Source organism: Maledivibacter sp. (assembly GCA_025210375.1).
Classification (GTDB): Bacteria; Bacillota; Clostridia; order Peptostreptococcales; family Caminicellaceae; genus JAOASB01.
On sequence record JAOASB010000025.1, the window covers coordinates 50,695 to 64,074 of the forward strand.

Consider the following 13,380-nt stretch of genomic DNA (forward strand, 5'->3'; position numbering starts at 1 on the left):
TTTATCTAAGACACTTTGGATTATTATCCTTAATATTATCTTCATTTCGGAAAATTATTATATCATTTAGTATATTAGCATAAAAAAATTTTGATTTTTTGTTTTATATAGTAATTTACTTTGATCATTTCATATTTTTATTAATATAAAGGGCCAATTGGGTTCTATCCCTTAGCTCCAATTTACCTAATATTCTCGTTAAATGATTTTTTACAGTTCCTTCAGTTATAAAAAGCACTTTACCAATCTCCCTATTACTTTTTCCATCGGCTACCAGGTTTGATATTTCTAGCTCCCTTGGAGTTAGATTCTTTATGGATTTTTCAATTTCTCGATTATCATCTATTTCATTATGGTTGCTTATATTATTAAAGGCCCTTACAACCTTTGTGGCTATTTCTGGCTGTAAAAGTACATTCCCTTTATATACCTCTTTTATAGCCTTTATAATCTCATCGGATTTTACATCCTTTAGCATATATCCATCGGCACCATACTTTAAACCTTCAAAAATATATTCATCTTCATTAAAGGTAGTCAATATCAGAATCTTAACCGCCGGAAATTTTTCTTTAATAATTTTAGTGGCTTCAACTCCATTAAGCACAGGCATCCTAATATCCATAAGAATTACATCGGGATTAACCCTACTTAACATATCAATTGCTTCCTCACCATTAACAGCCTCTCCAACAACCTCTATATCCTCACTAAGACTTAATATCATTTTTAAGCCATCCCTTATAAGCCCTTGATCATCCACAATCATAACCCTTATCATACTACTGTCTTAACCTCCTTTAAAGGTATATAAGCATCTATCGAAAATCCTTCATGTATCCTGCTACTAAATGTGACCCTTCCACCTACTAAATCTATCCTTTTCTCAATATTACCAAGGCCATTTCCCATGGCTATTTCTTCTAATCCCACGCCATTATCCTTTATTTTAAACTCTATACCATCATTTTTGTAAAATATATCTATTGAAATTTCTGTGGCTTTTCCATGTCTAATCCCATTAGTCAATCCCTCCTGAACAGTCCTATATATTATATTTTTTATATCTGGAGAAATGTTTTCTATGGATTCTTCTAAAGCAAGTCTTATTTTTATACCTTCATTAATTATAAAATTATCTATTAGTTCATTTATTGATGTCTTCAAACCCTTGGAATGTTCTTCCTCCTTTAGTGCATAAACAGCCCTCCTTAACCCCTCCATGCTGCCCCTGGCTAAGCTTTGACATTTTGATATCATGACTTTAGTTTTTTCAGTATCTTTATCCACTACATTTTCCAAAAAATCTAAATGCATTATAAGTGCCGTAAGAGAATGTCCCAGTGAGTCATGTATTTCAGATGCTACTCTATTTCTTTCCTTGGCTATGGTTAATTCTTCAACCTTTGATGAATATTCTTTGAGCTTATCATAGGCCCGATTAAGCTCATCATTTAGGTTCTGTGCATCAATTCTTCCCTTCCATTCAGCTCTAATATATAGGAATATACAAATACCCATTATATAGAACAATGTGCTTTGCAAAAAATCCAATCCATTTTTTCTCCAATAATCAGCTAAAAATATATGGTATATTACATCATTTGAGTAAATATGTCTACTACCTAAGAAAATGAGAATATGGGTTATCAGAAATATTTTTAGAACTTTTTTATTGAAGAATATTAACATTTCAAAAAGAAGGGCATAAAAATAGAAATCATTATATGTAAACAAAAACCATACTCCAATAATAAATGAAATTAAAAAAGAAATATAATATTTATTATAGTATCTATAGAAAAATTTATATCTAAGATAATCATTTATGATTAAAGCAATAAAAACTCCTATCACACAAAATGCTTTTAAAGACATATATTCAAAACTTAAAAATAAGTTTATACAAATTATACATATTATTACATTCTTAATATAAAAAGCATATCGACTATACTTGTACATTTAAATTCTCCTTTATATAGCTTTACTTTATTATATCAAAATTTCTAGTTGGCTTTTAATTTAGCTTTGATAAATCATAAAAAGGAGTGTCCCAGAATGACGAATTTCTTTGTCATTTAAAATCCTACCGACTTGGCGGGTACATCAGTACTAGCTAAGGGTTAAAATTTCAAAACATCGAACTCGATTCATTCTAAAACACTCCATATCTAATCTCTGGAGATTATCCTTTAGAAATTATCAAACCTAAGATAAAACTTCTTCATATTGCTTTTTTTCCTTTCTATTTCTCAGTAAATCAATAAATGCCTCTAGTCTAGTAAGATATCCTCCTTCTCCAGTCATTTCATCTATAATTAGGGTTAAAACAGGAATATTATTATCAACTTGTATACTTGGCATAAGGCTCATTGCAACGATCTCCGGCATACAGGTAAAGGGCATCAATTGTATCACTCCATCGTATCCCCTTTGAGAATACAATACTGTATTCCCTACGGTTTCCCTGGCATGACCTCCAATACACGTTTTAACATAGGGCTTAGCAGCTTCCCATATTTTTGCTTCCTTTGATAGCCCTAGGCTTCTGTAAAATAGCATATCCGTAATCCACTCCCCTGTTGAAAGGGATTTATGAACCTCTACTCCCATCTTGTTTAACTTTTTACCTATATCTAAATTAGAGAAATCCTCTATGACTGTATATATCTCACCAACTAGTCCTATCTTTAAAACATCTCTATTTCTATCTAATGGTACTTCTTGTATTGCTCCTAAAGCATTATTCAAATGATTTATCATTTCCTTTGAGCCTATACTTGCCTCTAGATTTTTAATAACACCATTATATATATCATCAATTTTATTTTCACTAATTTCATAGGGTCTTATTTCAAGCACCATTTCTTCAAGTTTATTTAATTTTTTCAATATAGTAATTGCATTTTTTAGGCTTTTCCCTATTTTTATAACATTTTTCGTATTAGCTAGTTTACTAATACGGCGAAGAAGCTCGCTTTTATCTCCCTGGGGAGCTTCTATGACAACTATGTCCACATCGTATCCTAGATCCTTTAGTATCTCCCTTTGAACCTCACAATAGTAACCAAATCTACATGGCCCACAGCCCCCGGTTATAACTATTGTATCTGCTCCTTTCTCTATACTCTCTAAATAATTACCCAGAGTAATTTTGAGGGGTAAGCATATCAATTCTGGAGAATATTTTGTTCCAAGTTCTAAAGTTTTTTTACTGCATCTTGGGGGTACTATTGTTTCTACTCCTAAATCATCAAACATTGCTTTAATGGGTATGTACGAATTACCTATATGCGGAAAGGTTATTTTCATGCTTTTTCCTCCATCTAATCATATCTACAAATGCTTCGATCCTAGTATCCACTCCTGCTTCTCCAGTATGTTCATCTATAGTCAACAAAGTAAAGGGCTTGTTGCAGCTCCTTCTTATTTTTCTTTCTACAATATCTGCTATAACAGAATCTAATCCGCATCCAAAGGATGATAAGTAGATAATACCGCAAACTTCATTATCCTCTATAGCATGAAGTGCAGTCCCAAATATTATTCTTCCAAAGCTCCAAAACATCTTCTTATCTAAAGTCTGTGCTTTTTGATTAATAACGTCTTTATCTAAAGTTTCACAAGTTAAAACCGAAAGATTATATCCCCTAAGCTTTTTGATTATATCCATACTTGAATATGGATCATATATATTGTAAGGATGCCCTAGGATTAAAACTTTTTCTTTATTATTCACTTTATTTTCTTGCCTTGTTCTATGATTATTTAGTATATCCATAGGCAAAAGTCCTTCTTTTATCAGTGAATTATATTCATTATATTGTTTAAGGGCCTCTTCAAAGGCTTTTTTTATTTTATTTTTATCCTTAGTAATATACCGCCCTATTTCTATGATAGTTCTATTCAAACTTTCATTAGATTTTCTAAAATCTATATCAGTATCAATAATCTTAGGTAAATCCTTTATATTATACTTTATCATCTCGGGCAGACCACAAAATTTTGGACATATATATTCGTATTTATTAATACTTATTATCCTTGGTATAAAGATAAAATCCACTTTATCCTTTAAATATAAAACATGCCCATGAAATATTTTTACAGGCAAGCAAGCTTCATCAACGGTGCTTTTTACTCCATTATCTATAATTCCCTTATTTGTTTTTTTTGATATTACAACCTGGGCACCTAGGTTCTCAAAAAAGGATATCCATAGACTATGGTACTCATAAAAAAGAAGTGCCCTAGGAATTCCTACTTTTATAGACATAACTTACCTCCATTATTCTACTTAGACTGTTGTTTACTTTACTGACAACATGAATATATTAAAGCTACCACCTATTTATGCTAGTTTTTCATCATCTTGTCTAATCTTAGCATTGCTCCATCGACCGCATTTATCTCCCCACCTAGCTACTAGCTTTCCATCCCTATAAAATTCAACTACCTCACACATATTAGGACAGTTTTCACATTCAAAGCTTTTAACATTGAAGCTACTGTCGGCTACCTCTAATCCTAAAAATTTGGTTTTCCCTGTTTTATCAACTTCATTCTTAGCTAAAAGACATGCCCCAATTGCTCCCATAACCTTGGCAAACTTAGGAACTATAATCTCACACCCAAGCATTTTTTCGAATGCCCTTTTTATTCCTATATTAGCGGCAACTCCTCCCTGAAAAATGACAGGAGCCTTTATCTCCTTCCCTTTCCCAAGATTATTTAGATAGTTCCTTGCCATGGCTTCACAAAGTCCATTAATGATATCCTCTTGATTGTGTCCAAGCTGCTGCTTATGTATCATGTCTGATTCTGCAAACACTGCACATCTACCTGCTATCCGAACTGGAGCCTTAGATTTTAATGCAAGGCTTCCAAAATCCTGTATAGGAATACCTAGTCTTTCCGCTTGTCTATCTAAAAATGATCCTGTCCCCGCTGCACAAACTGTATTCATAGCAAAATCATATACAATTCCATCCCTTAGTAGAATAATTTTTGAATCCTGTCCACCTATTTCAATGATAGTTTTCACATCAGGTATAATATTTAATGCAGCTATACCATGGGCTGTTATTTCATTTTTAGCTATATCAGCCCCCAGCATAGTAGCAGCTAAATATCTTCCGCTACCAGTAGTTCCCAGTCCTAGTATCTGAATATCCTTATCCAATCTTCCCTTCATTTCCTTCAATGCATTTTTCAAAGCTTCTATGGGTTTCCCCTTTGTTCTTATATATAAAGTATCCATTATATTTTTATTTTGGTCCATAGCAACAATATTTGTGCTGACCGAACCCACATCAACGCCAAGATAACACTCTTTCATCTTTGCTACCCTCCATTTTATTTATATCATTAGCTTTAAGCACATTCAAAAAATAAACTAGTCATCTTACTCGTCCTTTTGATTCTTCTCCCCCATATTCGATTACTTACATACAGTGAGTATGCATGTGACTGAGTACCTAGAAAATAATCAAAATCACTTCCCAACTTGACTTGTTTATTTTTTCATATGCCTTATATTATTGACAAAAATACAAAAATTAATCATCCTCTACTTTTTTAATGGTACAAAATGCATTCCCTCATCATCTTTCCATTCAGCATAGAATACTTCCTTGGCATCACTAAAGCCTTGTTGATTCAATTGATTTTGCAACCATTTTTTGTCGAATCCAGAATCCATAACATTATCCCATAGAATTTTTCCATCACTAATTAATGTAACCGGTAAGCATACGGGTTTTTCAGCCAAATTTAAATCATCGGCTGTAGGCTGAGTATATTTAAAATTTTTGAGAACACTTAGTTTCCCATTTGCCTCTAATAAAGCATATTCTACCTCACGTACAGAAAATACATCCTTCTGCCTAAGTAGGTTTTCCAGTTCATTAATATCTATCTTATTCTTCTTTAGCTCCTTTCTATCGATCATGCCATGACGTATGACTATGGAAGGATTTCCTTCTAAAAATCCCCTGAGGCTTAAAAACTTTTGTGAAAGTAATTCAACCAAAAGCATTAATACCGCCCATAGGGATAGCGTGCCTAGGATATAGGTTATCCCAATATCCCTATCATATATTGCATTGCCTAATAATTCCCCCAGTACAATTGCAGAAATAAAGTCGAATGGAGTAATCTGGCTGAGCTGTCTTCGTCCAATAACTTTGGTAATAAGGAACAGTGCCATGAATCCTAAAATCAATTCCCCAGCTGTATTCATAAACCTCATATTTGCCAATATCTCCTTCTTTAAACCCATATTATTCATAGAATGTTTGAAAAAGTGCAAGTAGTTTTGATTTCTAAGAGGTTTATCAAGTTCGAAGGCATACCTAGACGGTACGTTGAGAATTTGATGGATGTCTTAGAAACAAAAGGACGTAGCAGAGTTTTAAATTTTCTATGAATAATATGGGTTGAAATATCATTTTTTTTCTTTAAAAGTCACAATATGTAATCCTTCATCACATTTCCATTCAGCAAAAAAAACCTGATTTATATCATCTATACCATTATTCCTCAGCTCATTTTGAAGCCACTCTTCATCAAGTCCACAAGTCTTAAGATTATCCTCCATGATTTCTGTATCTAATATAAATGCTACGGGTAAATAAGCTGTTTTATTAGGTAGATTCAACTCAGCCTTAGTTGGTGTATCATATTTAGGCTTTTTTAATATGCTTAATGACCCATTGGGTTCTAAGATGGCATATTGCACTTCTCTCACGGAAAATATATCCCTTCCCCTTAATAAACTCATAAGTTCATTTATATCTAGTCTTTCCTTCTTAAGTTCTTCAAAATCAATTTGACCATCTCTAATTAAAATCGAGGGACTACCTTCAAAAAACTTTCTAGTTTTTCTAAATTTTTGAGTAACTATTTCGATCATATATATTAAAAATGTCCATAAAAATACGGCATATAAAATCATAAATAGATTTATGTCTTTATCATAAATTGCATTACCTAATAATTCTCCTAATACCAGGGCAGAAATAAAATCAAAGGGTGTCACCTGGCTTATCTGAGTCTTTCCTAAAATCTTAGTGATTAATAAAAGAGCAAAGAAACCTAAGATTAATTCATGGGTCAAATTCCAAAAAAATGATAGCTCCAATAATTTCATCCTTTCACTAAAAGAAATAATACATAGGGTGATTATGGGATTTGCTCACTTAATATATTATTTCTAAATTTAGTAAGATATATAGCAAAAAAATTAAATTGAATTTAGAAATGAAAAATACTATACTTATAGAGACAAATTCAAAACTAGGAGGATTAATAATGAAAAACAACACAAAAAAACTGGTATTGATGGCAATGTTTATAGCCCTTAGTTTTATTGGAGCCTATATCAAGATCCCTAGCCCAGTAGGAAGTATAGCTTTTGATTCTATGGCTGGATATCTAGCAGGGCTTGTTTTTGGTGGAGGTTTGGGTGGCGTAGTTGGATTCTTAGGTCATATTTTAACTTCTGCAAATACAGGTTTCCCACTTTCACTTCCAGTTCATTTAATAGTAGCATTTATGATGTTTATATCCGTTTATTTGTATGGACTTACGTATGAAAAAATCAATGTATTTGTAGCAGCATTCCTTGGAATATTAGTAAACGGTGTTGTATCTCCACTTGCATTGCTTTTATTTCCTCAGTTTGGTTGGCCATTTTTCCTTGGTATAACTCCATTTTTATTAATAGCAAGTACTTTAAACGTAATTCTTTCAATTGTAGTATATATACCACTGAAGAATAGATTAAAGGATCTCAAAAATGAGATATAGCCATAGAGATGTAGATTTTATAAAGCTGAATCAAGATCAGTATTTGACCATAGCATGTGATTCATGTGGTGCTATAGGCTTAAAAGAAAATGATATTGTAAGGGTTCCATATAGTATCACAGGAAAATATACTGCTAGGGTTTGTCTTATGGAAATTATATCTATAGGAGCTAAGCCCGTGGGTCTCACAGTAAATATATGTAACGAACCTACACCAACCGGTAATGAAATCATAGGGGGCATTGAAGATGAGCTGTCGGAGGCGGGTCTTGATATCCCCCTTACAATAAGCACTGAAAAGAATATGCCAACTACCATGACAGCCCTTGGTATAACAGCTATTGGACTTATAAATAAAAATGATATTTTACTCAAAGACATATCAAGGGGAGATTATGTCTATTCCATAGGGATTCCCAGCATTGGAAATGAAGTTTTAGAAAATCAGGAATTAATATGTAATATAAAAATCCTAAATAATATTTTAGCTGAAAAGGGTATAAAAGAGGTTATCCCAGTCGGCTCAGCTGGAATAATGGGAGAGATCGATAAACTTTGTAGACAATACTGTGTAGAAATTCAACCTTTAAATGATTTACACATAGATATTTACAAGTCTGCAGGCCCATGTACTGTCATAATAATTATAAGTAAAAATAAATTAAATGATGCTTTTGAGGCCCCTATTAATCTGATAGGAAGGATACTTTAGGATACTTCCAAGGGCAATATGAAATCCTTCTTTATTTTACATTTGAATTCTTACATTTTTATTACATTAACTTAAGTGAGCAAATTGCATAATTACCTTCTGCAAAAACTATCTACTATATATAGTTAAAAAACCTTAAGAACTATAACATATATATTATGCAATTCTGCCAAGTAAGAGTTATGAAATTTCCTCAAGTAAAAAGGTATTAATTTGGCTTGATAGAATATATTATACATACAAATATATTTAACCCAAATTATTCATAGAAAATTCAAGATTTTACTTCTTGTTTCTAGAATATTCATTAAGTTCTGTATGCACCGTTGGACTATGGGATCAGACCCCATAAAAGCCTTAGAAATCAAAATCCCCATAAATTTTTTGAGACTTTCCATGAATGATACGGGTTATATTAGGAGGTAACCATGTACGATTCTTTTTGGAATTATTTTAAAAAAAGCTTCAAGCTCATTTTTCAAAAACCTATACTATTTGTTCCAACACTAATAAGCCTTGCACTCTCCATAGTGTTTACCCTAGGCATTATAGCAAGCATTGGAGTACCGGACTCAATAGTTTCCTTAAATATTGGTATGATATCGTTAATCCTTTTAGGTGTACTCATAATGATTGTGCTTGAATTATTTATTTCTGCTGGTAATTTTAATATGATAAAACAAGCAGTTGATATTAATGAAGTAAGTATGGATGATTTCTGGGTAGGAGCTAAAAAATATACTGGAAGAATATTTTTAGGAGGGCTTATATTTTCTGGTATATTACTTCTAGTACTTCTTATAATTGTTGTACCGGTCATATTGACTAAAAGCTCTGGTTTAACTATCACATTACTCATATTGTTTAGTATTCCTGTAATTATATTTATCCTATTTATAAGTCTTTGGGAAACAATCTTAGTTTACGAAGACTGTAATATTATTAAATCCTTTAAGCTAAGCTTCTCCTTTGTAAAAAAACATTTTGGTCTTGTTTTTGTAATAAACCTATTACAAGCCATATTCACGAATGATAAAAATTCTCATAAAAATGGTGATAATGGCGCTTCAATTAATCTACCCTTCCATAGTAAACATGGAGGAAAAACTTATAATCTACATGTTTTTGGAAAGTACATACCATTTTCCATTGGAACAATTGGAGTTATTTCTATACTTATCACTATTATAAAAGCGTTCTTGTCCCTTTATTTTGAAGTAATATTCTTTGTAATATATCATGATCGAAGGAAAAGTATATTTAATGATGGTAATGGATTTAATGATTTAGAAGCTGATTAAAATGATGAATAAGTTTTGAGCTACTAAAATAGCGGCTCAAAACTTATTTATTTTACGTATTTCAATTTTATTTCTTTTTACTCAAACTTTAACCAACTTCACACCTATCATAAAGAAGACCATACCCATTCCAAGTAATATCACAGATGGCATAATAGCAGCTTCAAAACCATATCCTGCCACTGCTATTTTCTCCATACCTTCAACTGCCCACTTTTGAGGAACAAAATTTGCAATGGTTAGTAATACCTTTGAGTTTATTATATCTAGGGGCCACATACATCCACCTAGCATTGCAGTACTAGTAAGAACTACTGGAGTAATAGCTGATAGCTGAGAATATGTCTTTACAATCCCTGAGAGCAATAGCCCTAAGGCGGTTATGGTGAATACAAAGGTTCCTGCTATCATGATAATTCCTAATATACTCGAACCCCAATCTATATTAAATAAATATTTACCTCCAAGTATTAATACGCTAAGCTGGATAACTCCTATTATATAGGCCGCCACCATACTCCCACCTAATAATGAAAACTTTGATATGGGAGAAATCAACATCCTCTGCCATATATTATATTGTCTATCATTAAGTATAGTCCCTATGCTAAATACCGCTGTATAAGTAGAGAAAAATATAGCAAAGCCTATCATCATATGCTTTAGATGATTATAGCTCCTAGTACCTTCCACATTGATCATTTGTTTTTTTACATCTACGGGCTTTTTATATTTCCAACTTTCTTTGGCCTTTGAATAAATCCTAGAGACCATTTCTTCCCTATGGATATTTTTTGAACTGCTAATATAATTCGCTGTAACCTCAGATATTTTGATGTTTGTTATCATCTTATTTGAAATATTTGACATTATATTTTCTAATGTAAAGATGTAGCGATCTTCCTTTATCTTTAAAATCTCAATACCCGGTGCATTACCCATATCTATGTTTTTACTAAAATCACTATTTAAAATGAACGCCGTTAAAGCTTCGCCCTCGTCTACAAGCTTTATAGCCGTGTTATAGTCACTCATTTCATATTGGAAGGTGGAGTTTGTTTTTAATTCATCTATAAATAGTTGTGAGTATTTACCTTGATCTTCATTGATTACTAAAACCCTTGGCTTATAGCTATCAACATCAGAAGCTCCAAAAATTGCTGTTAGACCTAATGCCATAGCAGTTAGCAGTAATATAGGTAAATAATCATCCCTAAGCCTTAAAAATCTTAGCTTAATTATACTAAACATATTTTGCTCCATCCTTCCATTTCAAAATATATACTGCCATAGAATTAAACACTATTCCTAATCCTAAAAGAACCAACAAATATATCTTTACTTCTCCTATACCATATCCCATCATTGACTTTAAATAGGACTTTAACGCAATACCATTTATTGATAGAATACTTAGTTTTTGCATGAATTTGGGTAGCATTTCAAAGGGTACAAAGCTTCCTCCAATCAAGGCCATTACCTGAATTACTATATTATCGAAAACCATGGACATTTTATAGTTTCCAGCTTTAAGGGTAGCGGCAGCAATCATTGTTCCAAGTCCTGCTACAGCAAACATAGTACATAGACTTATTATGACTACTAACCCTAAATTACCCCAGTTTACTTTAAAAAGAAGACTTGAATAAAATATCATAATAGTCATTTGTAGTAGGGAGAAAATAAATACCATAAAAAATTTTCCCGCTGCAATCTTCCACTTTGAAGTGCCAGCAATAATCATTCTTTGATAAGTTATATTGTCCTTTTCCTCTAACAATGTTCTACTTCCATATCCAGCTGCAAATAGCATGAACATAGTTGCCATAGCTGCTGCATAATAATCAAAGCTTGAAATTGACTTTTTACCCTCAAGCTGTATATAACCAATATTTGCTCCTATATCTTCTATACTTTTTTCTATTTCCTTAACTATAATTCCCATATCTTCAAATACAGTTTTTTCTATGCCTTCCTCAAGTGCAGTTTCCAAGAAAACATTTTTACCAATTATTATTGAAGATATTTTATCAGTAAATCCAGACATAACTCCTTCAACCACTTGTAGTCCCATAGCATATTCCGGGTTTCCAATCACATTAATACTAACTTTATTCCTAAAAGGAGTAATGAAGTTAATAGTCATATCATAGACAAAATTTTCAGGTAGAATAACTACCCCTGCTATTTTTTTATTCTTTAATAGCTTCATTGCCGTTTCTTCATCTTCAACTCTATAGTCAATTATTTTTTTGAGTTTATTGTTGCCTAGAAATTTATCAAAAAATAATTCCTCAATATTTAATTCCTTAGCCGCCTTAATAAGATCATTACTTTCATTGTAATTTAAATTTTCACCAATTAGACCATTGGTCAAGCTATTGTTAATATTATCTATATCTTTATCCATATCATATTTTTTAACTATAGCTAAATGAAATTTTGAGATATTCCCTTCATTCATATCCATAAATGAACCACCTAATGCGAAGCTCAATATGGTAGAAAGAATTATTGGCATAAATATCATAATGGCCAAAGCCTTTCTATCGCTAAGGATTATTTTCAAGTCCTTCCTTAACATATCCATTATCCTCATATATATCTTCCCCCTAATCCCTAAGCGCTCTACCAGTTAGGTGTAAAAACACTTCTTCAAGGTTAGGTTTTTTGACATCTATTGAAAGTATATTGCTATGGGTTTCACTAACCTTATTAATAATATCCTTAAAAACGTCATGTCCATTATGGATCGTAATTTCTATCTCATTATCTATTGATTCAACCTTATCAATATAGTCTATATCCTTTATATTTCTGATAAGATTATCTGTTATCTTATCAAATCTTAAGTTAATTCTTTTATCACCCTTTATAATATCTATAAGCTCATCCTTAGTTCCACATTCAATGATCTTACCCTTATCCATGATACTTATCCTGCTGCATAAATACTCTACCTCATCCATGTAATGGCTGGTATAAATAATAGTCATTCCTTCTTTATTAAGCTCAAGAACAGTATCTAGTATATGATTTCTTGACTGTGGATCTATTCCAACTGTAGGCTCATCCATTATAAGCAGCTCAGGCCCATGTAAAAGAGCAGCACCTATATTTATTCTCCTCTTCATACCCCCAGAATACTTTTCAACCTTATCCTTGAGCCTATCCTTTATACCTATAATTTCAGCTACTTCTTCAATCCTTTTTTTCAGCCCTTTCCCCTTTAGACCATATACATTTCCAAAAAATCTTAGATTTTCATAGCCCGTTAAGGTTGGATACAAGGCTATTTCTTGAGGCACAACTCCAAGACTTTTTTGCAAAGGCTTATGATCCTCTAGTATACTCTTTCCCTTATATACTATATCTCCGTTGCTTGGCTCCATAAGAGTAGATATCATCGATATAGTTGTAGATTTTCCAGCACCATTTGGGCCTAGAAGCCCAAACACATCACCCTTATTAACTTCAAAGCTTATTCCATCCACTGCCTTTGTATTTTTGAAATTCTTCTGTAAATCAATAACCTTAAGCAAAGCCATAGCCATA

Annotated in this window: 13 protein-coding genes; 3 read left to right on the forward strand and 10 right to left on the reverse strand. The window is 32.2% G+C overall.

Features of this window, described 5'->3' with window-relative positions; translation table 11 throughout:
- Positions 1-124 precede the first annotated feature (124 nt).
- The 7 genes from N4A68_08755 to N4A68_08785 all read right to left on the reverse strand — a co-directional run bounded on the left by N4A68_08755 (position 125) and on the right by N4A68_08785 (position 7,144).
- Positions 125-781 carry a response regulator transcription factor gene (locus tag N4A68_08755; GenBank protein ID MCT4564392.1) on the reverse strand — a complete coding sequence of 219 codons (657 nt, stop codon included), beginning with the start codon at positions 779-781 and terminating at the stop codon, positions 125-127.
- Positions 778-1,737, reverse strand: a complete 960-nt coding sequence (locus N4A68_08760) for a sensor histidine kinase (protein MCT4564393.1) — start codon at positions 1,735-1,737, stop codon at positions 778-780. The genes N4A68_08755 and N4A68_08760 overlap by 4 nt, the downstream gene beginning before the upstream one ends.
- Before the next feature lie 474 nt (positions 1,738-2,211).
- Entirely contained in the window at positions 2,212-3,315 is a 1,104-nt protein-coding gene (locus N4A68_08765; GenBank protein MCT4564394.1) for a CoA protein activase, read from the reverse strand.
- Positions 3,287-4,279: an acyl-CoA dehydratase activase-related protein gene (locus tag N4A68_08770; protein ID MCT4564395.1), complete on the reverse strand. Its 993-nt coding sequence runs from the start codon at positions 4,277-4,279 to the stop codon at positions 3,287-3,289. Before N4A68_08770 ends, N4A68_08765 begins: the two co-directional genes overlap by 29 nt.
- A 75-nt stretch (positions 4,280-4,354) precedes the next feature.
- A complete protein-coding gene (locus N4A68_08775; protein ID MCT4564396.1) occupies positions 4,355-5,341 on the reverse strand; it encodes an acyl-CoA dehydratase activase in 987 nt (328 codons plus the stop codon).
- 231 nt (positions 5,342-5,572) lie between these two features.
- Complete coding sequence (locus N4A68_08780) at positions 5,573-6,253, reverse strand: DUF421 domain-containing protein (protein ID MCT4564397.1); 681 nt, start codon at positions 6,251-6,253, stop codon at positions 5,573-5,575.
- Positions 6,254-6,448: 195 nt separating this feature from the next.
- Positions 6,449-7,144: a DUF421 domain-containing protein gene (locus N4A68_08785; GenBank protein ID MCT4564398.1), complete on the reverse strand. Its 696-nt coding sequence runs from the start codon at positions 7,142-7,144 to the stop codon at positions 6,449-6,451.
- A gap of 170 nt (positions 7,145-7,314) precedes the next feature.
- Between N4A68_08785 and N4A68_08790 the strand changes: the two genes are divergently transcribed.
- The 3 genes from N4A68_08790 (at position 7,315) to N4A68_08800 (ending at position 9,825) form a co-directional block, all read left to right on the forward strand.
- The gene (locus tag N4A68_08790) at positions 7,315-7,812 is read left to right on the forward strand and encodes an ECF transporter S component (protein MCT4564399.1); all 498 of its coding nucleotides are present in this window, start codon (positions 7,315-7,317) and stop codon (positions 7,810-7,812) included.
- Positions 7,802-8,524, forward strand: coding sequence for an alpha-ribazole kinase (locus tag N4A68_08795; protein MCT4564400.1), 723 nt, complete (start codon positions 7,802-7,804; stop codon positions 8,522-8,524). The genes N4A68_08790 and N4A68_08795 overlap by 11 nt, the downstream gene beginning before the upstream one ends.
- A 428-nt stretch (positions 8,525-8,952) precedes the next feature.
- Positions 8,953-9,825, forward strand: a complete 873-nt coding sequence (locus N4A68_08800; GenBank protein ID MCT4564401.1) for a hypothetical protein — start codon at positions 8,953-8,955, stop codon at positions 9,823-9,825.
- Between the two features lie 81 nt (positions 9,826-9,906).
- On the opposite strand, the gene N4A68_08805 is transcribed toward N4A68_08800, so the two are convergent.
- The 3 genes from N4A68_08805 to N4A68_08815 are packed head-to-tail and all read right to left on the reverse strand — an operon-like array spanning position 9,907 to position 13,373.
- Complete coding sequence (locus N4A68_08805; GenBank protein MCT4564402.1) at positions 9,907-11,076, reverse strand: ABC transporter permease; 1,170 nt, start codon at positions 11,074-11,076, stop codon at positions 9,907-9,909.
- On the reverse strand, positions 11,069-12,424 hold the full coding sequence (locus N4A68_08810; protein MCT4564403.1) for an ABC transporter permease: 1,356 nt from the start codon (positions 12,422-12,424) through the stop codon (positions 11,069-11,071). Before N4A68_08810 ends, N4A68_08805 begins: the two co-directional genes overlap by 8 nt.
- 13 nt (positions 12,425-12,437) lie before the next feature.
- Entirely contained in the window at positions 12,438-13,373 is a 936-nt protein-coding gene (locus tag N4A68_08815) for an ABC transporter ATP-binding protein (GenBank protein MCT4564404.1), read from the reverse strand.
- Positions 13,374-13,380: the final 7 nt, after the last annotated feature.

Coding starts and splice junctions, on each gene's coding strand:
- N4A68_08755 (MCT4564392.1), bottom strand. CDS start 781: ATGATAAGGGTTATGATTGTGGATGATCAAGGGCTTATAAGGGATGGC.
- N4A68_08765 (MCT4564394.1), bottom strand. CDS start 3,315: ATGAAAATAACCTTTCCGCATATAGGTAATTCGTACATACCCATTAAA.
- N4A68_08770 (MCT4564395.1), bottom strand. CDS start 4,279: ATGTCTATAAAAGTAGGAATTCCTAGGGCACTTCTTTTTTATGAGTAC.
- N4A68_08775 (MCT4564396.1), bottom strand. CDS start 5,341: ATGAAAGAGTGTTATCTTGGCGTTGATGTGGGTTCGGTCAGCACAAAT.
- N4A68_08780 (MCT4564397.1), bottom strand. CDS start 6,253: ATGAGGTTTATGAATACAGCTGGGGAATTGATTTTAGGATTCATGGCA.
- N4A68_08790 (MCT4564399.1), top strand. CDS start 7,315: ATGAAAAACAACACAAAAAAACTGGTATTGATGGCAATGTTTATAGCC.
- N4A68_08795 (MCT4564400.1), top strand. CDS start 7,802: ATGAGATATAGCCATAGAGATGTAGATTTTATAAAGCTGAATCAAGAT.
- N4A68_08800 (MCT4564401.1), top strand. CDS start 8,953: ATGTACGATTCTTTTTGGAATTATTTTAAAAAAAGCTTCAAGCTCATT.
- N4A68_08805 (MCT4564402.1), bottom strand. CDS start 11,076: ATGTTTAGTATAATTAAGCTAAGATTTTTAAGGCTTAGGGATGATTAT.
- N4A68_08810 (MCT4564403.1), bottom strand. CDS start 12,424: ATGAGGATAATGGATATGTTAAGGAAGGACTTGAAAATAATCCTTAGC.
- N4A68_08815 (MCT4564404.1), bottom strand. CDS start 13,373: ATGGCTTTGCTTAAGGTTATTGATTTACAGAAGAATTTCAAAAATACA.